At 65.8% G+C, this 20,184-nt stretch carries 24 protein-coding genes; 15 read left to right on the top strand and 9 right to left on the bottom strand.

The genetic code is table 11. The features are described from left to right. The first annotated feature begins 265 nt into the window (after positions 1 to 265). The 4 genes from ccmB (at position 266) to ACNJYD_RS01915 (ending at position 2,589) form a co-directional block, all read left to right on the top strand. Positions 266 to 934 carry a heme exporter protein CcmB gene (ccmB, locus tag ACNJYD_RS01930; RefSeq protein WP_172789706.1) on the top strand — a complete coding sequence of 223 codons (669 nt, stop codon included), beginning with the start codon at positions 266 to 268 and terminating at the stop codon, positions 932 to 934. Between the two features lie 91 nt (positions 935 to 1,025). Next, positions 1,026 to 1,817: a heme ABC transporter permease gene (locus ACNJYD_RS01925; RefSeq protein ID WP_439365174.1), complete on the top strand. Its 792-nt coding sequence runs from the start codon at positions 1,026 to 1,028 to the stop codon at positions 1,815 to 1,817. Then, complete coding sequence (gene ccmD, locus ACNJYD_RS01920; protein WP_212257668.1) at positions 1,814 to 1,999, top strand: heme exporter protein CcmD; 186 nt, start codon at positions 1,814 to 1,816, stop codon at positions 1,997 to 1,999. Before ACNJYD_RS01925 ends, ccmD begins: the two co-directional genes overlap by 4 nt. Further along, positions 1,996 to 2,589, top strand: a complete 594-nt coding sequence (locus ACNJYD_RS01915; RefSeq protein WP_439365173.1) for a DsbE family thiol:disulfide interchange protein — start codon at positions 1,996 to 1,998, stop codon at positions 2,587 to 2,589. The genes ccmD and ACNJYD_RS01915 overlap by 4 nt, the downstream gene beginning before the upstream one ends. A 137-nt stretch (positions 2,590 to 2,726) precedes the next feature. Here the strand turns inward: ACNJYD_RS01915 and ACNJYD_RS01910 are convergent, their stop codons facing one another. Together ACNJYD_RS01910 and ftsY are read right to left on the bottom strand one after the other, a co-directional pair. Continuing rightward, a complete protein-coding gene (locus ACNJYD_RS01910; RefSeq protein ID WP_172789710.1) occupies positions 2,727 to 3,329 on the bottom strand; it encodes a septation protein A in 603 nt (200 codons plus the stop codon). Positions 3,330 to 3,451: 122 nt separating this feature from the next. Further along, positions 3,452 to 4,396 (bottom strand): signal recognition particle-docking protein FtsY, encoded by a 945-nt coding sequence (gene ftsY, locus ACNJYD_RS01905; RefSeq protein ID WP_439365172.1) that lies wholly within the window; start codon positions 4,394 to 4,396, stop codon positions 3,452 to 3,454. 57 nt (positions 4,397 to 4,453) lie between these two features. Here ftsY and ACNJYD_RS01900 point away from each other — a divergent pair, with 57 nt between their 5' ends. Then, positions 4,454 to 5,155: an RluA family pseudouridine synthase gene (locus ACNJYD_RS01900; RefSeq protein WP_439365171.1), complete on the top strand. Its 702-nt coding sequence runs from the start codon at positions 4,454 to 4,456 to the stop codon at positions 5,153 to 5,155. 230 nt (positions 5,156 to 5,385) lie between these two features. After that, a complete protein-coding gene (locus ACNJYD_RS01895; protein ID WP_439367565.1) occupies positions 5,386 to 6,495 on the top strand; it encodes a DUF2336 domain-containing protein in 1,110 nt (369 codons plus the stop codon). A 168-nt stretch (positions 6,496 to 6,663) separates the two neighbouring features. Here the strand turns inward: ACNJYD_RS01895 and mtaB are convergent, their stop codons facing one another. Both mtaB and dapF read right to left on the bottom strand, forming a co-directional pair. After that, entirely contained in the window at positions 6,664 to 7,917 is a 1,254-nt protein-coding gene (gene mtaB / locus ACNJYD_RS01890) for a tRNA (N(6)-L-threonylcarbamoyladenosine(37)-C(2))-methylthiotransferase MtaB (RefSeq protein WP_439365170.1), read from the bottom strand. Further along, the gene (gene dapF / locus ACNJYD_RS01885; protein ID WP_439365169.1) at positions 7,917 to 8,792 is read right to left on the bottom strand and encodes a diaminopimelate epimerase; all 876 of its coding nucleotides are present in this window, start codon (positions 8,790 to 8,792) and stop codon (positions 7,917 to 7,919) included. Before dapF ends, mtaB begins: the two co-directional genes overlap by 1 nt. A 234-nt stretch (positions 8,793 to 9,026) precedes the next feature. On the opposite strand from dapF, the gene ACNJYD_RS01880 reads away from it, so the two are divergent. Continuing rightward, positions 9,027 to 9,785, top strand: coding sequence for a GyrI-like domain-containing protein (locus ACNJYD_RS01880; RefSeq protein ID WP_439365168.1), 759 nt, complete (start codon positions 9,027 to 9,029; stop codon positions 9,783 to 9,785). Between the two features lie 5 nt (positions 9,786 to 9,790). After that, on the top strand, positions 9,791 to 10,492 hold the full coding sequence (locus ACNJYD_RS01875) for an SIMPL domain-containing protein (RefSeq protein ID WP_260381579.1): 702 nt from the start codon (positions 9,791 to 9,793) through the stop codon (positions 10,490 to 10,492). Positions 10,493 to 10,525: 33 nt separating this feature from the next. On the opposite strand, the gene ACNJYD_RS01870 is transcribed toward ACNJYD_RS01875, so the two are convergent. Next, positions 10,526 to 10,936: a hypothetical protein gene (locus ACNJYD_RS01870; RefSeq protein WP_260381578.1), complete on the bottom strand. Its 411-nt coding sequence runs from the start codon at positions 10,934 to 10,936 to the stop codon at positions 10,526 to 10,528. 176 nt (positions 10,937 to 11,112) lie between these two features. Then, positions 11,113 to 12,177, bottom strand: coding sequence for an MBL fold metallo-hydrolase (locus ACNJYD_RS01865; protein WP_439365167.1), 1,065 nt, complete (start codon positions 12,175 to 12,177; stop codon positions 11,113 to 11,115). A 433-nt stretch (positions 12,178 to 12,610) separates the two neighbouring features. Here ACNJYD_RS01865 and ffh point away from each other — a divergent pair, with 433 nt between their 5' ends. The 7 genes from ffh to ACNJYD_RS01830 all read left to right on the top strand — a co-directional run bounded on the left by ffh (position 12,611) and on the right by ACNJYD_RS01830 (position 18,697). Further along, positions 12,611 to 14,167: a signal recognition particle protein gene (gene ffh, locus ACNJYD_RS01860; RefSeq protein WP_439365166.1), complete on the top strand. Its 1,557-nt coding sequence runs from the start codon at positions 12,611 to 12,613 to the stop codon at positions 14,165 to 14,167. 130 nt (positions 14,168 to 14,297) lie between these two features. Further along, positions 14,298 to 14,630: a 30S ribosomal protein S16 gene (gene rpsP / locus ACNJYD_RS01855; protein ID WP_172789386.1), complete on the top strand. Its 333-nt coding sequence runs from the start codon at positions 14,298 to 14,300 to the stop codon at positions 14,628 to 14,630. A gap of 9 nt (positions 14,631 to 14,639) precedes the next feature. Next, complete coding sequence (gene rimM, locus ACNJYD_RS01850; protein ID WP_439365165.1) at positions 14,640 to 15,197, top strand: ribosome maturation factor RimM; 558 nt, start codon at positions 14,640 to 14,642, stop codon at positions 15,195 to 15,197. A gap of 117 nt (positions 15,198 to 15,314) precedes the next feature. Next, positions 15,315 to 16,070, top strand: a complete 756-nt coding sequence (trmD, locus tag ACNJYD_RS01845; RefSeq protein ID WP_439365164.1) for a tRNA (guanosine(37)-N1)-methyltransferase TrmD — start codon at positions 15,315 to 15,317, stop codon at positions 16,068 to 16,070. Positions 16,071 to 16,181: 111 nt separating this feature from the next. Then, the gene (gene rplS, locus ACNJYD_RS01840; protein ID WP_036008895.1) at positions 16,182 to 16,562 is read left to right on the top strand and encodes a 50S ribosomal protein L19; all 381 of its coding nucleotides are present in this window, start codon (positions 16,182 to 16,184) and stop codon (positions 16,560 to 16,562) included. Between the two features lie 428 nt (positions 16,563 to 16,990). After that, complete coding sequence (leuC, locus tag ACNJYD_RS01835; RefSeq protein ID WP_439365163.1) at positions 16,991 to 18,397, top strand: 3-isopropylmalate dehydratase large subunit; 1,407 nt, start codon at positions 16,991 to 16,993, stop codon at positions 18,395 to 18,397. Between the two features lie 90 nt (positions 18,398 to 18,487). Further along, positions 18,488 to 18,697 carry a hypothetical protein gene (locus tag ACNJYD_RS01830; protein WP_027573016.1) on the top strand — a complete coding sequence of 70 codons (210 nt, stop codon included), beginning with the start codon at positions 18,488 to 18,490 and terminating at the stop codon, positions 18,695 to 18,697. Positions 18,698 to 18,756: 59 nt separating this feature from the next. On the opposite strand, the gene ACNJYD_RS01825 is transcribed toward ACNJYD_RS01830, so the two are convergent. From ACNJYD_RS01825 to ACNJYD_RS01815, 3 genes are all read right to left on the bottom strand, one after another. Further along, a complete protein-coding gene (locus tag ACNJYD_RS01825) occupies positions 18,757 to 19,296 on the bottom strand; it encodes a hypothetical protein (RefSeq protein WP_439365162.1) in 540 nt (179 codons plus the stop codon). 188 nt (positions 19,297 to 19,484) lie between these two features. Further along, a complete protein-coding gene (locus ACNJYD_RS01820) occupies positions 19,485 to 19,745 on the bottom strand; it encodes a hypothetical protein (RefSeq protein WP_172789381.1) in 261 nt (86 codons plus the stop codon). 50 nt (positions 19,746 to 19,795) lie between these two features. After that, on the bottom strand, positions 19,796 to 20,077 hold the full coding sequence (locus tag ACNJYD_RS01815; protein WP_172789380.1) for a hypothetical protein: 282 nt from the start codon (positions 20,075 to 20,077) through the stop codon (positions 19,796 to 19,798). Positions 20,078 to 20,184 lie beyond the last annotated feature (107 nt).

Here is a 20,184-nt window from a genome sequence, read left to right as displayed (position 1 = left end):
TTTCCGAGCGGCTGGGCGCCGTGCTCTCAGCGTGGACGCAGCCGTCGCCGCGGGCTCTCTTGCCTCTCCCGCTTGCGGGAGAGGTCGGCATAGGCGGCCCTTGGCCGCCGTCCCTTGAAAACGCCGATGCTTTGCATCGGCTATGGCGCCGGGTGAGGGTTCTCTCCTCCGGGGGAATCTTCGTTGTCGAGACACGCTCTCCCCAACCCTCCCCCGCAGGCGGGGGAGGGAGCGCACCGCGCTTTGGGCGCGATGGGAGGATCCCATGACCGCCCTCGCCGCCCTGATCCGCCGGGACATCCGCATCGCGCTCCGCGTCGGCGGCGGAGCCTTGATTGGCGTCTTGTTCTTCCTGACCGTGGTGGTGCTGATGCCGTTCGCGGTCGGGCCGGATCTGGCGCTGCTGTCGCGGCTGGGCCCGGCCATTCTCTGGCTCGGCGCGCTGCTGGCGAGCCTGCTGACCCTGGACCGGCTGTTCATGGCCGACCATGAGGACGGCTCGCTGGACCTGATCACGATGAGCCGGACGCCGTTGGAACTCGCCTGCGCCGCCAAGGCGCTGGCGCATTGGCTCGCCGCCGGCCTGCCGCTGATTGTCGCAACCCCCGTGCTCGGCCTGTTGCTCAACCTCGACATGGTCGCCACGGCGGCGGTGGCGCTGACGCTGCTGGCGGGCACCCCGGCGCTGACCTTCACCGGCATGATCGGCGCAGCGCTCGCGGTGACGCTGCATCGCGGCGGGCTGTTGATGGCCGTCCTGGTGCTGCCGCTGTCGATTCCCGTGCTGATTTTCGGCGTTGCGGCCTCTCAGGCGGTGATCGTCGGTCCCATGACCTTCGGCGCGCCGTTCTCGATCTTGTGCGCGCTGTCGCTGGTCAGCCTCGTGATCGGCCCGTTCGCGGCGGCGGCGAGCCTGCGCCATGGTCTCGATTGAGATGGGTCGGACCAACCTTGACCCCGATCAACTTTCGCCACGGACTTTCGTGCTGATTGCCTGAGCGGCCCCCGGTGATTATCAGGATACCATGACGCTGATCGACCTCGCCAACCCCACGCGGTTCCTCGCGCTGACAGCGCGGGTGTTGCCGTGGCTGGCGGCCGCGACAATCATCCTGCTCACGATCGGTCTTTATCAGGCCGCCTACGCGCCGGACGACTATCAGCAGGGCGCGACCGTGAAGATCATGTTCATCCACGTGCCCAATGCCTGGCTGTCGATGTTCGTGTGGGGCGTGATGAGCATCGCATCATTGGGCACGCTGGTGTGGCGGCATCCGCTCGCCGACGTCGCCGCCAAGGCCGCAGCGCCCATCGGCGCTTCCTTCACCTTCCTCGCGCTGCTCACGGGCTCGCTCTGGGGCCGGCCGATGTGGGGCACCTATTGGGAATGGGACGCGCGGCTGACCTCGGTGCTGATCCTGTTCCTGATGTATCTCGGCCTGATGGCGCTGTGGCGCGCGGTCGACGATCCCTCGCGCGCGGCGCGCGCCGCTGCGGTGCTGACGCTGGTCGGCGCGATCAACCTGCCGATCATCAAGTTCTCGGTCGATTGGTGGAACACGCTGCACCAGCCCGCGTCGGTGATGCGCATGGGCGGCTCGGCGCTGGACAAATCGTTCCTGATTCCGCTGCTGGTGATGGCGATCGCCTTCACGCTGCTGTTCGTCACGCTACACCTGGCCGCGATGCGCAACGAGATCTTGCGCCGCCGTGTCCGCTCGCTGCAGATGATGCAGGCCAGTCGCGTAGCGTTTTCGAGCGAGGTGGCCGCCGGCTCGCGTGAAGACAATGCGTCGAAAGAAGCTGGGGCTGCATGACGATGTCGCTCGGTCCCTACGCCTCCTTCATCGTGACCTCTTATGCCGCTGCCGCCCTCGTGATCGTGATCCTGATCGGCTGGGTCATGCTCGATTATCGCAGCCAGACGCAGCGCCTGCGCGAGCTGGAGCAGCGCGGCATCACCCGTCGTTCGGGCCGCAGCGCGACGGAGCCGCGATGAGCGATCAACCTGCCTCCGCTCCGCCGCAGCGGCGCACCTTCCTGGTGGTGCTGCCGCTGATCGCCTTCATCGGCCTTGCGCTTCTGTTCTGGTTCCGGCTCGGCAGCGGCGATCCCTCGCGGATTCCCTCCGCGCTGATCGGCCGCCCCGCGCCGCAGACCGTGCTGCCGCCGATCGAGGGGTTGCAGGGCAACGGCACGCAGGTGCCGGGGCTCGATCCCGCCGCCTTCAAGGGCAAGGTCAGCCTCGTCAATGTCTGGGCGTCCTGGTGCGTGCCGTGCCACGACGAAGCGCCGCTCCTGACCGAGCTCGCCAAGGACAAGCGCTTCCAGCTCGTCGGCATCAACTACAAGGACGCCGCCGACAATGCGCGGCGCTTCCTCGGCCGCTACGGCAACCCGTTCGGCCATGTCGGCGTGGACGCCAACGGCCGCGCCTCGATCGAATGGGGCGTCTACGGCGTGCCGGAGACGTTCGTCGTCGGGCGCGAGGGCACCATCGTCTACAAGCTGGTCGGGCCGATCACGCCGGACAATCTGCGGACGGTGTTGATGCCGCAGATGGAGAAGGCGCTGAAGGCGGGGTCTTAGCCAAGACCGTCATTGCGAGGAGCCCGCGACAAAATTGCGAAGCAATTTTGCGCTGGTGCGACGAAGCAATCCAGAGTCCCTCCGCAGAGGCATTCTGGATTGCTTCGCGTCGCTCGCAATGACGAGCGGAGAGACCGTCACCCCTTGCTCACATCCCCCGCCTCGGCCTCGCTTCTCTCCAGCGAGACCGGCGCGAGGTGATAGCGCTTGGTCAGCGGCATCTGGGCGATGGCGAAGATCATCGTGATCGGGGTGACGCCGAACACCTTGAAGTTCACCCAGAAATCCGTGCTCTGGGTGCGCCAGACGATCTCGTTCAGCACCGCCATGCCGGCGAAGAACAGCGCCCAGCGCAAGGTGAGGATGCGCCAGCCCTGCGGGGTCAGGTTGAACACCTGATCGAACATCACGGCGATGAAGGAGCGGCCGAACAACAGGCCGCCGCCGAGGATCGCGGCGAACAGGCCGTAGATGATGGTCGGCTTGACCTTGATGAAGGTCTCATCATGCAGCACCAGCGTCAGGGTGCCGAACACCAGCACGATCACGCCCGTGACGATCGCCATGATCGGGATGTGGCGCGTCACCATGTAGGAGGCGGCCATCGCCGCCACGATCGCGACCATGAAGGCGCCGGTCGCGGCGAACAGATTGAATTTCGCGTTGACGAAAAAGAATACGAGCAGCGGACCGAGCTCGGTCGCGAGCTTGAACAGCGGATGCGGCTGGGTCTTGTCCATTCTCTCTTCCGTCTCTCCCATCCTTCGAGACGACCGCTTCGCGGTCTCCTCAGGATGAGGACCTATTATGTGGCACGACCTCATCCTGAGGAGCCGCGCAAGCGGCGTCTCGAAGGATGAAGCTATTCAATTCCGGCGATGGCGCGGGCGAAGTCGCGCGCGGTGAAGGGCGCGAGATCGTCGACGCCTTCGCCGACGCCGATGAAGTGCACCGGCAGCTTGAATTTCTCGGCGAGCGCCACCAGGATGCCGCCGCGCGCGGTGCCGTCGAGCTTGGTCATCACGAGGCCGGTGACCCCGGCGGTGCGATGGAAGGCCTCGACCTGCGACAGCGCATTCTGGCCGACGGTCGCATCCAGCACCAGCAGCACGGCATGCGGCGCAGTGTCATCCACCTTGCGGATCACGCGCACGACTTTCTCGAGCTCGTTCATCAGCTCGGCCTTGTTCTGTAAGCGGCCGGCAGTGTCAATCAGCAGCACGTCGATGCCCTGCTCCTTCGCCGCGGTGAGCGCGTTGAAGGCAAGGCTCGCCGAATCCGAGCCCTGCGCGCCCGCGATGACCGGCGTCTTGGTCCGCTCGCCCCAGACCTTGAGCTGCTCGATGGCCGCGGCGCGAAACGTATCGCCGGCGGCCAGCATCACCTTGCGGCCTTCGGAGGCGAATTTCTGCGAGAGCTTTCCGATGGTGGTGGTCTTGCCGGAGCCGTTGACGCCGACGACGAGAATGACGAACGGTTTTTTGGCCGCATCGATCACGAGCGGCTTTGCCACCGGCGACAGCACCTTCTCGACCTCGGCCGCGACGACGTCCTTGACCTCGTCCGCCGAGATCGCCTTGTCGTAGCGCCCCGTGCCGACCGCGTCCGCGATCCGCACCGCGACTGACGTGCCGAGGTCGGCGCGCAGCAGCACGTCCTCGATGTCGTCGAGCATGGCGCGGTCGAGCTTGCGCTTGGTGACGAGGTCGGCGACCGCGGTCCCGAGCGAGGACGAGGTGCGCTTCAGCCCGTTGGACAGGCGGCGCCACCAGCTCAGCTTGGGGGGATCTGACGTGGTATCGTTCATGATGGCGTGTTAGCCGTTCCGGCCCGTAAACGAAAGCCTTGACCGAAAGTCCTGCAATTGCTCGATGTTCCCCAATTGACCGCCGATGAGATCCTGGCCCGCGTGCTCCATCGCGACGGGCTGATGCTGGTCATCGACAAGCCGGCCGGCCTGCCGGTGCATCGCGGCCCCAAGGGTGGCCCCAATCTGGAGGATTCCTTCGACGCGCTGCGTTTCGGCCTGCCGCGGCCGCCGGTGCTGGCCCACCGGCTGGACAAGGACACCTCGGGTTGCCTCGTGCTCGGCCGCCACCGCAAGGCGACGGCATCGCTGGGCCTTTTGTTCAAGCACGGCAAGATCGGCAAGACCTACTGGACCGTGGTCGAAGGCGGCCCTGCCGAAGACGAGGGCATCATCGACATGCCGCTCGGCCGGCTCAATGCCGAACGCGGCTGGTGGCAGAAGCCGGATCCCGACGGCCAGAAGGCCATCACCAACTGGAAGGTGTTGGGTCGGGGCGACGGTTTCGCCTGGCTTGCCATGGAACCCGTGACCGGCCGCACCCATCAATTGCGCGTGCATTCGTCGGCGACCGGATGGCCGATCTTCGGCGACAACATTTACGGCAACGGCCCGCGCTTCGGCGAGCCGCGCCTGCACCTGCATTCGCGCGAGATCGTGGTGCCGATCTCCCGGAACAAGGAGCCGATCCGCGTGGTGGCGCCGGCCCCGCTCCACATGCATGAGAAGCTCCGGGCCTGCGGGTGGAATGGGGAATAGGTGTCGACCCTCATGGTGAGGAGGCGCGCTAGCGCCGCCTCGAACCATGAAAGGCCCGCATCTCGCCCGCGGCCATCCTTCGAGACGCCCGCTTTGCGGGCTCCTCAGGATGAGGAGCGGAGCCGTGCCCGGCTACCGCGCCATGGTTTACGAAACGTTCAGGGCTCACCTCTAATGATAACGGTTGCTTAGAAAAAGCTTCCGTAACCGCTCAGGACGAGCCGCGCGTGATGACCAAGGCCGGGCTATCGATCATCGACGAGGTCGAATCCGCACTTCGGATCGGCTCGCCGGAAAAGGGCCTGGCGACGGCCCGCCGCGTCACCGAGCTGTTCCTCTCCTCCGCCGGCAATTTCGACGACGAGCAGATCGCGCTGTTCGACGACGTGCTCGAGCGCCTGATCGGCACGATCGAGCTGCGCGCCATCGCCGATGTGGCAGCACGCGTCGCCCTGGCCGAGATCAGCGCGCAGCTGGCGCCGATCGCGCAGGCGCCGCCGTCGGTGATCCGCCGCCTCGCCAACAATGACGAGATCCGCATCGCCGGCCCCGTGCTGCAGGAATCCGCGCGGCTCGACGACGGCGAGCTGGTGAAGATCGCATCGAGCAAGGGCGAGCCGCATCTGCTCGCGGTCGCCGGCCGCTGGTGGCTGAAGGAGATCGTCACCGACGCGCTGCTGGCGCGCCGCTATCCCAGCGTCAGCCGGCGGCTCGCCGCCAATCCCGGCGCGCGCGTCTCCGGAAAAGGGTTTGCCATCATCGTCGGCCAGGCCGAAAGCGATCCGGAGCTCGCGGTCGGCGTCGGGGTCCGCGTCGATTTGCCGTCGGAGCTGCGCCGCCAATTGCTGCGCTCGGCGACCGATGCCGTGCGCACCCGCCTGTTGTCGCGCGCTCCGCCGCATCTGTTCGAGGAGATCCAGAGCGCCATCGCCGCCGTCACCGTCGGCGTCGAGCGCGAGATGTCGGGTGTCCGCGATTTCGAGGGTGCCAAGCGCGCGATCGGGTATCTCAAGGCCACCGGCCAGCTCGACGAGGCGACATTGTTCGGATTCGCCAGACAGCGGCGCTATGAGGAGACGGTGGCGGCCCTGGCGGCATTGTCCGGATCGACCGTCGAGGTGATTCGTCCGCTGATGCAGAGTCTCCGCGAGGACGGCCTGCTGGTGCCGTGCAAGGCCGCGCAGCTCAGCTGGGAGACGACCATGGCCGTGCTCGAATGCCGTTTCGCGACAGGCGCAATGAAGCCGGCGGACATCGCCAGGGCGCAGGGACACTACGCGAGAATGACGGCGGAGAATGCCAAGCGGACGCTGCGGTTCTGGCAGGTAAGGGCGTCGTAGGTTTTCCCTCTCCCCTTGCGGGAGAGGGTGGCTCGCCGCGATAGCGGCGAGACGGGTGAGGGGTCTCTCTCCGCGCATGACCTCTCAATGTGAGTGCGCGGATACAACCCCTCATCCGGCGCTTCGCGCCACCTTCTCCCGCAAGGGGAGAAGGGAAGAGACAACGGCTTATGTGGTGAGCCGCTCGCCGTCAACGCCGGCAATCAATCGTGGCACGATGCTTCCGACCTGCTCGCCCGCAATCGCCACCGGCAGATAATGCTCCGTGCGGCCCTGCTCCGCGCTCTCGATCAGCACCTCGCGCGTTGCGCCGATCTCGGCTTGCAGCCGTTGTCGCAGCGCCGCCTCCCCCGCCGCACGCAACCGCTTCGCGCGTGCCTTGATCTCAGGCCCCGCCACCTGTGGCATCCGTGCGGCCGGCGTGCCGGGCCGCGGCGAATAGGGGAAGACGTGCAGGAAGGTCAGGCCGCATTCTTCGACGAGGTCGAGCGAGCGCGAGAACATCTCCTCGGTCTCGGTCGGGAAGCCTGCGATGATGTCGGCGCCGAAGACGACATCGGGGCGCAGACGGCGCACCTGCGCGCAGAATGCAATCGCATCCTGCCGCGAATGCCGCCGCTTCATGCGCTTCAGGATCATGTCGTCGCCTGACTGCAGCGACAGATGCAGATGCGGCATCAGCCGCGCATCCTCGGCGATGGCATCGAGCAGGTCGTCATCCGCCTCGATCGAATCGATCGAGGAGACGCGCAGGCGCTTCAGCTCGGGCACATGGCGCAGGATCTGCTTGGTCAGCATGCCGAGCTTCGGCGCACCGGGCAGGTCGGTGCCGTAGCTGGTGAGATCGACGCCGGTCAGCACGATCTCGGCATGGCCGCGCTCGACCAGCGTGCGCACCTGATCGACCACCGCGCCCATCGGCACCGAGCGCGAATTGCCGCGCCCGAACGGGATGACGCAGAAGGTGCAGCGATGGTCGCAGCCGTTCTGCACCTGCACGAACACGCGCGGCAGGCCGCTCGCAAAACCATCGACGAGATGCGGCGCCATTTCCTTGACGGCCATGATGTCGCTGACGGCGATCTTCTCGCCGGCGCCGAGATCGAACGCATCGCGTGTCTTCCGCCACGCTTCGCCACGCATCTTGTCGTCATTGCCGACGACACGATCGACCTCGGCCATGTCGGCAAACATCGCAGCCTGGATCTGCGCCGCGCAGCCGGTGACCACGATGCGCGCCTCGGGGCGCTCGCGCTTCAGCTTGCGGATCGATTGGCGCGCCTGCGCCACCGCCTCGTTGGTGACGGCGCAGCTGTTGATGACAATTGTGTCGGAAAGCCCCGCGGCTTCCGCTTTGCCGCGAATCACCTCGGCCTCGAAGGCGTTGAGGCGGCAGCCGAAGGTGACGATGTCGACGGCCATCAGGCGACCGGCGCGAACAGCGCCGGATCGAAGGTGCCCTCATATTCGAAGGTCGCCGTGCCAGTCATCAGCACGTGATCGTCGCGCTCGCGCCATTCGATGCCGAGCTTGCCGCCGGGCAATGTGATCTCGACCTTGCGCTCGGCGCGCTTCAGCCGCGCCGCGGCGACGGCCGTGGCACAGGCCGCCGACCCGCAGGCCTTGGTCAGGCCGGCACCGCGCTCCCAGGTGCGGATCGTGATGTGCTCGCGATCGACGATATGAGCGAGCGTGATGTTGGCGCGCTCGGGGAAGATCGGATGGTTTTCCAAGAGCGGACCGAAGCGGCCGAGATCGTAGGCGTTGACGTCGTCGACCCAGAACACGGCGTGCGGATTTCCCATGCTCACCACTGAAGGCGAATGCAGGATCGGATGGTCGATCGGCCCGATCTGCAATTCGATGTAGCGGGTGTCGCGAAACTCTTCCGCCAGCGGAATGTCCTGCCAGCCGAATTTCGGCGCGCCCATGTCAACAGTGTAGAGATCGGGCGCCGGGCCCTGCCAGGCATTGAGCAGGCCAGCAGCCGTCTCGAACGTTGCCGTGGTCTGGCCGGTCTTCTCGAAGACGCGGCGCACGACGCAGCGCATGCCGTTGCCGCAGGCGCCGGCCTCCGAGCCGTCATTGTTGTAGATGCTGATGAAGGCCTCGGTGCCGTCGAGCCGCGGCCTCGAGAGCACCATGAGCTGGTCGTAAGCCACGCCGCCCTGCGCGGACGCCACGGCGCGGGCGTCGTCGGGGGTGACCTTGGCCGTCGAATCGCGCAAGTCGACAACGACGATCTCGTTGCCGATGCCGTTCATCTTGGCAAATGCGTGGTTGGCCAGCGCGCTCATGAAAATTCCCGAATTTCGCCTGCCTTATATGGCGATCCTTGCCGGCTTGGCCAGTAATTTGCCACCCGGGTCGGGACATGAGCCATGACGCATCTGTCATGGGACGAATTCGGCGCTCGCGTGTTAGAACGGCGCGGTTCGCGCGAACCGGGACGCGCGGCCGGGTTAAGGCCTTGGTGGGTAAGGCCTTGATGAATTCAGGCCCCGACGAAGCGGGGCCTTGGGGAGAACAGAATGACTAGTTTCCGTCGCCTCGCTTTGGCTGCGCTGATCCCGGCTGCGGCCTTGTCGCTTGGGCTGTCAGGGGCTCTGGCGCAGACGCCGAGCCCCGCACCGGCGGCATCGGCAAGTCCCTCGCCGGCCCCGTCGGCTTCGCCCGCTCCGGCTGCAAGTGCCTCGCCCGCCCCAGCGGCAACACCCTCGCCTGCGGCGAGCGCCTCACCCGCTCCTGCAGCATCGCCAGCACCCGCCGCCAGCGCCTCGCCCAGCCCGCCCCCGGCCGCCGCCGCGACGCCTGCCCCGGTTCAGACCGCCGATCCCTTCGGCCTCGAGACCACGCTCGAATCCAAGAAGGTCGTCATGGTCAAGGGCACCGCCAATTGGGACTCGGCCTTCGACACGCTGATCGATGCCTTCAAGGCGCTGAACGCGCTGCTCGACAAGCAAGGCATCAAGCCGTCAGGCAATTCGATGATCGTCTACACCTCGACCGACGACACCGGCTTCACCTTCCTCGCCGAGATCCCGGTCGAGCAGGACCCGAAGAACCTGCCCAAGGACATGAGCGTGGGCAGATCGCCTGAAGGCAAGGCGCTGAAATTCGTCCATCGCGGCTCCTACGACAACATGGACAACACCTATGAGGCGATCACCAACCACCTCGACGACAAGAGGCTGGAAGCCAAGGACACCTTCATCGAGGAGTACCTCACCGATCCGCTCAAGACCGCTGAGGACAAGCTCGTGATCAACGTTTTCGTACCGCTGAAGTGAGACTGATGAAAAAGCCTGCCCTACTCGCCGCCGTTCTTGCCACCACGCTGCTGGCCATGCCGGCGCGCGCCGACGATTTTCCCTCCGCGATCTCGGTGAGCGGCGAAGCCTCGGTGTCCGCGGCGCCCGATCTCGCGCAAATCGATGCCGGCGTCGCCAGCGACGCCAAGACCGCGAAGGAAGCCTCCGATGCCAACAACGCGGCGATGGGCAAGGTGCTGCTGGCGCTGAAGAGCGCAGGCATCGCCGAGAAGGATTACCAGACCTCGCGGCTGTCGCTGCAGCCGCAATACGGCCAGAATAAATCCACCGGGGCATCGCCCGTGGTCGGCTTCCGCGCGAGCAACCGTGTCACCGTGAAGATCCGCGACGTGACCAAGGTGGCCGGCATCATCGACACGCTGGTCAGCGCCGGCGCCAACGACATCGGCAACATCTCCTTCGAGGTGACGCAGGCATCGAAGCTGCTCGACGATGCGCGCGAGCAGGCGGTGACCGACGCGCGCCGCAAGGCCGAGATCTACGCCAAGGCCACCGGCGTTACGTTGGGCGCGCCGCTCAGCGTCACCGAGGGCGGCGGCCCGGTGCCGCTGTTCAAGGGCCGCATGGCGACAGCTCCGATGGCGGCGCCTGCGGCCGTTGCACCGGGCGAGGAAACGCTGACGGTGACGGTGAATGTGAGCTGGGCGATCAAGGCGGGGCAGTAGCCTCTTTCGTAAGAGGCACGGCGCAAAACCTGATCAATCATTCACGCTGATATCAGTAAAAAGGAACCCCGCCGGCGTCTTGGTAAAGACGAAGATGAGTTCGCCGCAGAAGACGAAGTAACTGTCGTTCTTATAGTCATCGCGATCGTAGACGGCCTTGCCGCGCTGGATACACGCGCGATTTTTCGCGGTGAACGAGGTCCGATAGGTCTTGGCGGCAAATTGCGCGGCGTCGCGAATTGCGTTGTCGTTCATGAACGGTAATCGTGTCATAGCGGCGACGGCGGCGGGATCGTTTGCCTTCAGCGCCGCGCGAAACTTCTCGATGAAGCCATCGAATTCCTTCTGCAAGGCAGGAGAAGCAACGGCATTCTTCGCCTGGGCGACGGCTGGAGCAAGGCTCACGAGAGCGGTTGCAAGCGCAATTCTCAGCAAAAATCCCACAGGCCGGCTCCATCCATTGATCGATCAAGGTCTTCCGACCGAAAGAAATCCATGGTGTTTTGTTGCGTCATGGGCCTTCTGGTTCAACGGCGCAGCGCCGCACGAACTTGTCGCCATGGGAGCAAAGCGGAGATTGCTTTCGTCGCATCACGCCGCCGGGGTTATGGATACACGACCTAAATCTCCACCACCTGCCCCGGCATCATCGCCACGAACCGCTCCTGCGGGATCTTCGCCGCATCCAGCGCGTCCACCAGCGCTTTCGCCGGCGCGTCGATCGCTTCGTCCGTCAGCTGGAACGTGCCGTGATGATGCCCGAGCGCTTGCTCGGCGCCGCAATCGGCCAGCGCCTTCACGGCATCTTCCGGGTTCATGTGCTGGTCGCGCATGAACCAGCGCGGCTCGTAGGCGCCGATCGGGAGGATCGCCAGGCGCAGCTTGCCGTGCTTCTCGGCGACGCGGCGGAAATGCCGGCCGTCGCCGTAACCGGAATCGCAAACCACGTAGATCTTCCCGGCCGGCGTCTCCAGGACAAAGCTCGCCCAAAGCGCCTTGTTGCGGTCGAACAGGCCGCGCGCGGTCCAGTGCCGGGTCGGCACCAGATGCACCGCGACGCCTTCGCCGAGCTCGACCCGGTCGTGCCAGTCGAACGCTTCCGCCTTGATGGTGGGATCGGTGCTGCGCATCGTGACGTCGTTGCCGAGCGGGGTGACCACGCGCGGCGCGAAATTCTTGGTGAGCCGCGACAGCGTCGCGATGTCGAGATGGTCGTAGTGGCCGTGCGAAACCAGCACGACGTCGATCTTCGGCAGCTTCTCGAAGGCGATGCCTGGGTCGTTGTGCCGCTTCGGCCCGGCCCAGGCGACCGGCGAGACTCGCTCCGACCAGACCGGATCGACTAGGATGTTGAGGCCGCCGACCTGGATCAGCCAGCTGGCGTGGCCGACGAAGGAGAGCCGCACCTTATCGCCATCGACACGCGCCGGCGGGGTGTCGGCATGGGGGCTGGGCACCCAATCCGGCCAGGTCGCCCGCCGCCGCTTGCCGCTGAACTGCCAGCGCAGCACCTCGCGCAGCGATTTCGGCGGCGATCCGTCCGGATCGAAGAAGGTCAGGCCGTCGAAATGGTCGGAGGCGGGACCGTCATAGGTTTTCATGCGGGACATCCAGAGCGAGGGGACGCCGACCAGCGCGCCGGCTCCGGCAAGCAATCCGAAAAGGCGGCGGCGGGTGATCGGCACGGCGGGCTTCTAGGAATGGTCGGAAGGGTAAGACATCACCGCCTATATGGGCGGGGCTGGCGGAAAAGGAACCCGCGACAAAAGGATCACGTTTTCAAAACCTTGCCTTACCAAGGGCGAGCCGGCACCCTAACTTTCCTTGACTTTTGAGCGGGAGCGGCGTTTAACCCCGCCACTTTCTCGGAAAGGCTTTCTTTTCGACCCGCCGACCGGCCTTAGGACCGGAGGTCAACGCCCGACAGCGCTGTGCGCCCTCGGGCGCAAAGGTGTTTGGACTTACTTCTCCCTCGCCCCGCTCTTGCGGGGAGAGGGTCGGGGTGAGGGGCTCTCTCCGCGCATGGTGCGCGTCGATGGTCCCGTACCCCCTCACCCGCCGCGAAGAGCGCGGCGACCTCTCCCCGCAGGCGGGGAGAGGTAAAAGAGGACAACGGCATTGTTCGACAATCTGTCGGAACGGCTTGGTGGCATTCTCGATCGTCTGACGGGGCGCGGTGCGCTGACCGAAAAGGACGTCGACGCCGCGATGCGCGAGGTGCGCCGCGCACTGCTGGAGGCCGACGTCGCGCTCGAAGTGGTGCGCAGCTTCACCGAGCGCGTGCGCGAGCAGGCGATCGGCGCCACCGTCGTCAAGTCGGTCACCCCCGGCCAGATGGTGGTCAAGATCGTCCATGACGAGCTGATCAACACGCTCGGTAGCGAAGGTCAGACCATCGACGTCAATTCCGTGCCGCCGGTGCCGATCATGATGGTCGGCCTGCAAGGCTCCGGTAAGACCACCACCACCGCAAAGCTCGCCCGCCGCCTGGTCCAGCGCGACAAGCGCAAGGTGCTGATGGCCTCGCTCGACGTCTACCGTCCGGCGGCGATGGAGCAGCTGGCCGTGCTCGGCCGCGACCTCGACATTCCGACGCTGCCGATCGTGGCCGGCCAGCAGCCGCCGCAAATTGCAAAACGCGCGCTGGAAGCCGGCAAGCTCGGCGGCTACGACATCGTGCTGCTCGACACCGCCGGCCGCACCACGCTCGACGAAGAGATGATGGCGGAAGCGGCTGCGATCAAAGCGGCGGCCAACCCGCACGAAGTGCTGCTGGTCGCCGACAGCCTCACCGGCCAGGACGCAGTGAATCTGGCGCGCTCGTTCGATCAGCGCGTCGGTCTCACCGGCATCGTGCTCACACGCGTTGACGGCGACGGCCGCGGCGGCGCCGCGCTGTCGATGCGCGCGGTCACCGGCAAGCCGATCAAGCTGATCGGCACCGGTGAGAAGACCGACGCGCTGGAAGATTTCCACCCCGACCGTATCGCCGGCCGCATCCTCGGCATGGGCGACGTGGTCTCGTTGGTCGAGCGCGCCGCCGCCAACATCGACGCTGAGAAGGCCGCGCGCACTGCCGAGCGCATGCGCAAGGGCCAGTTCGACCTCAACGACATGCGCGAGCAGCTGCTGCAGATGGCCAATATGGGCGGCATCAGCGGACTGATGGGCATGATGCCCGGCATCTCCAAGATGAAGAACCAGATCGCGGCGGCCGGCATCGACGACAAGATTCTGAAGCGCCAGGTCGCGATCATCGATTCCATGACGCGCGATGAACGCCGTCATCCGGACCTTCTGAAAGCCAGCCGCAAGAAGCGCATCGCGGCCGGCAGCGGCCAGAGCGTCGAACACGTCAACAAGCTTTTGAAGATGCACCGGAACATGGCCGATATGATGAAGGCCATGGGTTCGGGCAAGCGCGGCCCGCTCGCCGGCATCGCGCAGGCGATGGGCTTCGGCGGCGGCATGAAGATGCCCTCGCCCGAAGAGATGAAGGCGCTGCAGGAGAAGATGCAAGGCGCGGGCGGCGGACAAGGCCTGACCAATCTGCCGAAGGATCTGCCGCCTGGTCTTCGCCAGGGCCTGCCGAATGTGCCGGGGCTCACGGGCCTCAGCAACAAGCCGACCCTGCCCGGGCTCGGCGGCTTCCCCGGACTGGGGAAGAAGAAGTGACTTCGCCCGTCATTGCGAGCGCAGCGAAGCAATCCAGACTTTCTCCGCGGATGCTTCCTGGATTGCTTCGCTGCGCTCGCAATGACGAACCAAACCGACCTTTGAATTAACAACTACTCAGGAGACCAACATGTCCGTCGTTATCCGCCTCGCCCGTGCAGGCACCAAGAAGCGTCCCGTCTATCACGTCGTCGTCGCCGATTCGCGTTTTCCCCGCGATGGCCGCTTCATCGAGCGTCTCGGCTATTTCAATCCGCTGCTGCCGAAGGACAACGAGACCCGCCTCAAGCTCGACATGGACAAGGTGAAGGCCTGGCTCGCCAAGGGCGCGCAGCCGTCCGATCGCGTCGCGCGTTTCCTCGACGCCGCCGGCGTCGCGAAGCGCGAAGCGCGCAACAACCCGCAGAAGGCCGTGCCGCGCAAGGAGCGCAAGGCGCAGGCCGAAGCCGCCGCCAAGGCGTAAGGCTGGATCATGTCGGCGCTGGTCTGCGTCGCGCGGATCGGCGCCGCGCATGGTGTGCGCGGTGCGGTCAAGCTGTGGACCTTCACCGAGGATCCATTCGCCGTTCGCCGCTACGGTCCGCTGTCGACCAAGGACGGCAGGCGCCAGTTCGAGATCGCGCAGGTGCGCGAGGCCCGGGATCATCTGGTCGCGACATTCAAGGGTGTCGCGACCCGCGATGAGGCCGAGCGCCTCAACGGCATCGAGCTCTATGTCGCGCGCGACAAACTGCCCGCGACGGACGAGGACGAATATTACCACACCGATCTGATCGGGCTCGCCGCCGTCACCATTGATGGCGACGCGCTCGGCCGCGTGCTCGCGATCCACAATTTCGGCGCCGGCGACATCATCGAGATCGCGCCGCTCAAGGGCCCGACCATGCTGCTGCCGTTCTCCAACGCGGTGGTGCCGGAGGTCGACCTCAAGGGCGGCCGCGTCGTGATCGCGCTGCCGCAGGAGATCGAGGGCGAGGAGCCTGGCAATACTCCCTCCGCGAGTCGTCCCCGCGAAGGCGGGGACCCATAACCACGACGCGTAGTTTTTGGCTAAGCTGGCAGTTCCAGCCATCGCAACACGGGTTGCGGTGGTTATGGGACCCGGGCTCGCGCTTCGCGCGCCCCGGGACGACGAGATCGGGATGCAATGACCAACCCCTCACCCTGGCGCGCGACGGTGCTGACGCTGTTTCCGGAGATGTTCCCGGGGCCGCTCGGCGTGAGCCTCGCCGGCCGGGCGCTCGCGTCCGGGCTCTGGCAGATCGAGGCGCGCGACATCCGGGCCTCCGCGACCGACCGCCACCGCAGCGTCGACGACACGCCGGCCGGCGGCGGGCCGGGCATGGTGCTGCGGGCGGACGTTTTGGCGGCGGCGATCGATGCCGCCGAGATCGGGCAGGACCCCTCAAAAGCGCGGCCACGCCTCCTCATGAGCCCCCGGGGTCGGCCATTGACCCAGGCCCGCGTCACCGAGCTCGTCCGGAGCCCCGGCCCCCTGATCGTCTGCGGGCGGTTCGAGGGGGTGGACCAGCGGGTGATCGACGCCCGGGGCCTGGAGGAGGTCTCGATCGGCGATTACGTGCTGTCCGGGGGCGAAATCGCAGCCATGGCCCTGATCGACGCCTGCGTCCGGCTGCTGCCGGGGGTGATGGGCAAGGAAGCCTCGGGAACCGAGGAAAGCTTTTCGGACGGCCTGCTGGAGTACCCCCAATACACCCGCCCGCAGCTGTTCGAGGGGGTTCCGATCCCTGCCATCCTCACCTCCGGCGACCACGCCAAGGTGGCGGCGTGGCGGCGGACCGAGTCCGAGGCCCTGACGGCCGCCCGGCGTCCGGATTTGTGGGAAAAGGCCACGAATCGGGGGAGCGGCCAAAAAACGCCAAAAAACAAGACAGACGGGTGACAAACGCTCCGGCTTGCCTTATAGGAGCGGCCAAATCCGCAATGGCTGGATAGACGAATTTCACGCAGCCCCCGTTTCTTAAAGGCTGGGCGCGCCGATGGAGATTTACCCATGAACCTGATCAAGCAGCTCGAGCAGGAGCAATTCGACAAGCTGTCCGCCGGCAAGGACATCCCGGAATTCGCCCCCGGCGACACCGTGATCGTCAACGTGAAGGTCGTCGAAGGCGACCGCACCCGCGTGCAGGCCTATGAGGGCGTCTGCATCGGCCGTTCCGGCGGTGGCCTCAACGAGAGCTTCACCGTGCGCAAGATCTCCTATGGCGAGGGCGTCGAGCGCGTGTTCCCGCTGCTCTCCCCCATGATCGACTCGATCAAGGTGGTGCGCCGCGGCAAGGTGCGTCGCGCCAAGCTCTATTATCTCCGCAACCTTCGCGGCAAGTCGGCCCGCATCGTCGAGAAGCAGGATCGCGCTGCTGCTGTCGGCGAGTAAGTTTCGCCACCAGGCAAGTCTTTCGAAAGCGCGGAGCTCGGCTCCGCGCTTTTTGTTTTGGGCTCCGGGCGCCCTTCCCGACCTCGTCATTGCGAGCGCAGCGAAGCAATCCAGAATCTTTCCGCGGAGACAGTCTGGATTGCTTCGTCGCAAGGGCTCCTCGCAATGACGATGCAGCTAACTCTCGCGCTTTAACTTCCGCGTGCTATATAGCTTCTAGAATGTTTCCAGATCCGACCAGCTTCGCCCGCATCCAGCGCATCGTCATCGACGATCGCTCGCGGCTGCCTGGCCGGTTCTTCGGACGCTTCGCGACCTCGGCAACGTCAGAGCTTAGCCGCGCAGCCTAAAAAGCTGCGCTGACGATTTTGTTGCCCGCGCGCTCTGCCGCGCTCATCGCTGACACACATTCTTCGGAGCTCGAGCTCATGTCCAAGCCGACCACCCTGTACGACAAGATCTGGAACGACCATCTGGTGCACGAAGCCGAAGACGGCACCTGCCTGCTCTACATCGACCGCCATCTGGTGCACGAGGTGACCTCGCCGCAGGCATTCGAAGGCCTGCGCGCCACGGGGCGCAAGGTTCATGCGCCCGAGAAGACGCTCGCCGTCGTCGATCACAACGTGCCGACCACCGACCGCACCAAGCCGAATCCCGATCCCGAAAGCATCGAGCAGATCAAGGCGCTGGCCGAGAACGCCAAGGAATTCGGCATCGAATATTACAACGAGTTCGACAAGCGCCAGGGCATCGTCCACGTCATCGGCCCCGAGCAGGGCTTTACGCTGCCCGGCACCACCATCGTCTGCGGTGACAGCCACACCTCGACGCATGGCGCGTTCGGCGCGCTCGCGCACGGCATCGGCACCAGCGAGGTCGAGCACGTGCTCGCGACGCAGACGCTGATCCAGAAGAAGGCGAAGAACATGCGCGTCACCGTCGACGGCAAACTGCCGGAGGGCGTGACGGGCAAGGACATCATTCTGGCCATCATCGGCGAGATCGGCACCGCCGGCGGCACCGGCTACGTGCTGGAATACGCCGGCGAAGCGATTCGCGCGCTCTCGATGGAAGGCCGCATGACGGTCTGCAACATGTCGATCGAAGGCGGCGCCCGCGCCGGCCTGGTTGCGCCCGACCAGAAGGCATTCGACTTCCTGCGCGGCCGCGCCAAGGCGCCGAAGGGCGCGGACTGGGACGCGGCGATGCGCTATTGGGAGAAGCTGCGCTCCGACGACGGCGCGCATTTCGACCACGAGCTGCGCCTCGATGCGGCAAAGCTGCCGCCGATCGTGACCTGGGGCACCAGCCCTGAGGACGTCATCTCGGTCACCGGCATCGTGCCCGATCCCGACAAGATCGCGGACGAGGCCAAGCGCATCTCCAAGCATCGCGCGCTGAAGTACATGGGCCTGACCGCAGGCACGAAGATCACCGACATCAAGCTCGACCGCGTCTTCATCGGCTCCTGCACCAACGGCCGCATCGAGGATTTGCGTGCGGCAGCGAAGATCGCGGAAGGCAAGACCGTGTCGGCGAACGTCAACGCCATGGTCGTGCCGGGCTCCGGCATCGTGAAGGAGCAGGCCGAGGCCGAGGGTCTCGACAAGATCTTCATCAAGGCCGGCTTCGAATGGCGCGAGCCGGGCTGCTCGATGTGCCTTGCCATGAACCCGGACAAGCTGAAGCCGGAAGAGCGCTGCGCCTCGACCTCGAATCGCAACTTCGAGGGCCGCCAGGGTTTCAAGGGCCGCACCCATCTGGTGTCGCCGGCGATGGCGGCGGCGGCAGCGATCGCAGGTCACTTCGTCGACGTCAGGGACTGGCGCTAAGCTACTTCCTGCAATTGTAGCGATCGCGGCAAAGCGTCGTTAATCGGCGGCGCCGACAGTGTCCTCGCGACGGTTTCGCGAGGACACTTCATGGCCAACAAGCCGGAATATGTCGATCTCATCAGCGAAGCGACGCGCCAGCACCGCCGGCGCGCGGCGCCATTGCGCATCGTCGCCAAGCCGGAGGTCGAGGAGACCTCCAAGCTCAGCCGCTGGCCACCGGCGATGTTCAAGCAATGGAAGCTCGAGAACCTGATGCGGTGGAAGGCTTCGTCGTGGAAGCTGAAGGATTGGCTCTAACAAGTCTCTCCGTCATGGCCGGGCGTGTCCCGGCCATGACGCTGCTCGAATAGCTCACATCACCAGTAATACCGATACGGATAGTGCCAGCGGGGCCAGCGACAGACGCGGCGCGGGCCGTAATAGGTCCAGATGATCCGGCAGCGGCGCGGATAGTGGTAGTAGGGATAATAGCCGCCGTAATAGTAGCGCCGGTGGAAGTGGCGATAGCCGTAATGGGGGCGATAGCCCCAGTGCCGGTGATGGCCGCCGTAGTGACGGAATCCGCCGTAACGAATGCCGCCGCCGTGAAAGGCCGGCGCGGCGCGGAAGCCGCCGCCATGAAAGCCACCGCCGCGGAAGCCGCCGACATGTCCGCCGCCACCGCGAAAGCCTCCGCCGTGAAAATGCCCGCCGCCACCATGTCCGCCGTGCCCGCCATGGCGAACCTGCGTGACGAGATCGTCGGTTGCGGCCTTCGTTACCGGCGACGTCGCCGGATTGATCAAGGTGAGCGCTTCAGCGCGACGCGCGCTGCCGGCCGACAGCATCAGCGTCGCGGCGGCCGCAAGCCCAAGCAGGCGCATCGGGCTGGCCCGACGACCCAATATCATCAGCATGAAATCCTCCCTGAACCCGGACGGCAGAGCTGCGACGTCTCGGCCGCGCCATTGCTGTTCAATTGCAGTCGCTCCAGGGATTAAGTTGCGGACAGCGATGTGAATGCGCCATGAATGAACGACACGCGGCGCCGCGATGCGACGCCGTGCCTCGCACGATCACAAAGCCGGCGGTCCAAGGCGGCGCCTTACCAGAAGGGCCCGTAGCTGAAGACGAACGGCGCCGGCACGCCGTAGGGATAGGGACGATAGTAGACAGGGCGCGCGTAGTAGCGCGGATCGCGGCGTACGGCAGGCCGCGCCATGTCATATGTCCGCGCGTGTCGTCGCACATCGAAAACCGCGATCCCTGCCGACGCCTCCGGGATCGTCGCCCTGGGCGCGGCGGACGCGCAAGGCAGTCCGGCGGCAAGCGCGGCGGCAATTGCCAATGCGATCCATCTCGCCATCATGGCCCTCACGAGGCGACCGCGAAGCTCGCTGGCGCGGGCATCGACGGTCAGCCCCGGCGCCAGTAGCAGCTCACGCGCGGCACGATCACCGTACCGCTCGGCCGGTACTCCTGCACATAGGTGGCGTTGCAGACGCGGACCGCGTCGGGGCCGGGATTGTAGCGGGGATAGACGCCATCCGGGCTGTAATAGGGCGTGACGCGCAGACGCGCTGGAGGCCGCTTGCGCGGCGGGGGGACATCGTCCGGCGAGACCAATTGGGCCATCCGGAGTCCGGAACTGGCTGTCTGCGCCTCGGCACCGACGCAAAACTGCGAAAACAACCCCATGCACAGTAGAGTCAGCGCTGTTTTCGCTCGCATTTTTCCGCCCACCTGAAACGTCCCATTGACCGCCCCACGCTCCCCGTTTTGGCGGCGCCCGTCAACCTCGCCGC

The sequence above is a fragment of the Bradyrhizobium sp. SPXBL-02 genome (assembly GCF_051853065.1).
Taxonomy (GTDB): Bacteria; Pseudomonadota; Alphaproteobacteria; order Rhizobiales; family Xanthobacteraceae; genus Bradyrhizobium.
The sequence above is the reverse complement of the archived record's forward strand: the minus strand, read 5'-3'. Positions and strand labels throughout refer to the sequence as shown.

What these genes read in the sequence shown, in the direction of transcription:
- ACNJYD_RS01880 (WP_439365168.1), top strand. Translation starts at nt 9,027, where the DNA reads ATGACTAGTTTCCGTCGCCTCGCTTTGGCTGCGCTGATCCCGGCTGCG.
- mtaB (WP_439365170.1), bottom strand. Translation starts at nt 7,917, where the DNA reads ATGGCCGTCGACATCGTCACCTTCGGCTGCCGCCTCAACGCCTTCGAG.
- ccmD (WP_212257668.1), top strand. Translation starts at nt 1,814, where the DNA reads ATGACGATGTCGCTCGGTCCCTACGCCTCCTTCATCGTGACCTCTTAT.
- ACNJYD_RS01820 (WP_172789381.1), bottom strand. Translation starts at nt 19,745, where the DNA reads ATGGCGAGATGGATCGCATTGGCAATTGCCGCCGCGCTTGCCGCCGGA.
- rimM (WP_439365165.1), top strand. Translation starts at nt 14,640, where the DNA reads ATGTCGGCGCTGGTCTGCGTCGCGCGGATCGGCGCCGCGCATGGTGTG.
- ACNJYD_RS01915 (WP_439365173.1), top strand. Translation starts at nt 1,996, where the DNA reads ATGAGCGATCAACCTGCCTCCGCTCCGCCGCAGCGGCGCACCTTCCTG.
- ftsY (WP_439365172.1), bottom strand. Translation starts at nt 4,396, where the DNA reads ATGAACGATACCACGTCAGATCCCCCCAAGCTGAGCTGGTGGCGCCGC.
- ACNJYD_RS01910 (WP_172789710.1), bottom strand. Translation starts at nt 3,329, where the DNA reads ATGGACAAGACCCAGCCGCATCCGCTGTTCAAGCTCGCGACCGAGCTC.
- ACNJYD_RS01825 (WP_439365162.1), bottom strand. Translation starts at nt 19,296, where the DNA reads ATGCTGATGATATTGGGTCGTCGGGCCAGCCCGATGCGCCTGCTTGGG.
- rpsP (WP_172789386.1), top strand. Translation starts at nt 14,298, where the DNA reads ATGTCCGTCGTTATCCGCCTCGCCCGTGCAGGCACCAAGAAGCGTCCC.
- ccmB (WP_172789706.1), top strand. Translation starts at nt 266, where the DNA reads ATGACCGCCCTCGCCGCCCTGATCCGCCGGGACATCCGCATCGCGCTC.
- ACNJYD_RS01875 (WP_260381579.1), top strand. Translation starts at nt 9,791, where the DNA reads ATGAAAAAGCCTGCCCTACTCGCCGCCGTTCTTGCCACCACGCTGCTG.
- rplS (WP_036008895.1), top strand. Translation starts at nt 16,182, where the DNA reads ATGAACCTGATCAAGCAGCTCGAGCAGGAGCAATTCGACAAGCTGTCC.
- leuC (WP_439365163.1), top strand. Translation starts at nt 16,991, where the DNA reads ATGTCCAAGCCGACCACCCTGTACGACAAGATCTGGAACGACCATCTG.
- dapF (WP_439365169.1), bottom strand. Translation starts at nt 8,792, where the DNA reads ATGAGCGCGCTGGCCAACCACGCATTTGCCAAGATGAACGGCATCGGC.
- ACNJYD_RS01895 (WP_439367565.1), top strand. Translation starts at nt 5,386, where the DNA reads ATGACCAAGGCCGGGCTATCGATCATCGACGAGGTCGAATCCGCACTT.
- trmD (WP_439365164.1), top strand. Translation starts at nt 15,315, where the DNA reads ATGACCAACCCCTCACCCTGGCGCGCGACGGTGCTGACGCTGTTTCCG.
- ACNJYD_RS01815 (WP_172789380.1), bottom strand. Translation starts at nt 20,077, where the DNA reads ATGGGGTTGTTTTCGCAGTTTTGCGTCGGTGCCGAGGCGCAGACAGCC.
- ACNJYD_RS01925 (WP_439365174.1), top strand. Translation starts at nt 1,026, where the DNA reads ATGACGCTGATCGACCTCGCCAACCCCACGCGGTTCCTCGCGCTGACA.
- ACNJYD_RS01830 (WP_027573016.1), top strand. Translation starts at nt 18,488, where the DNA reads ATGGCCAACAAGCCGGAATATGTCGATCTCATCAGCGAAGCGACGCGC.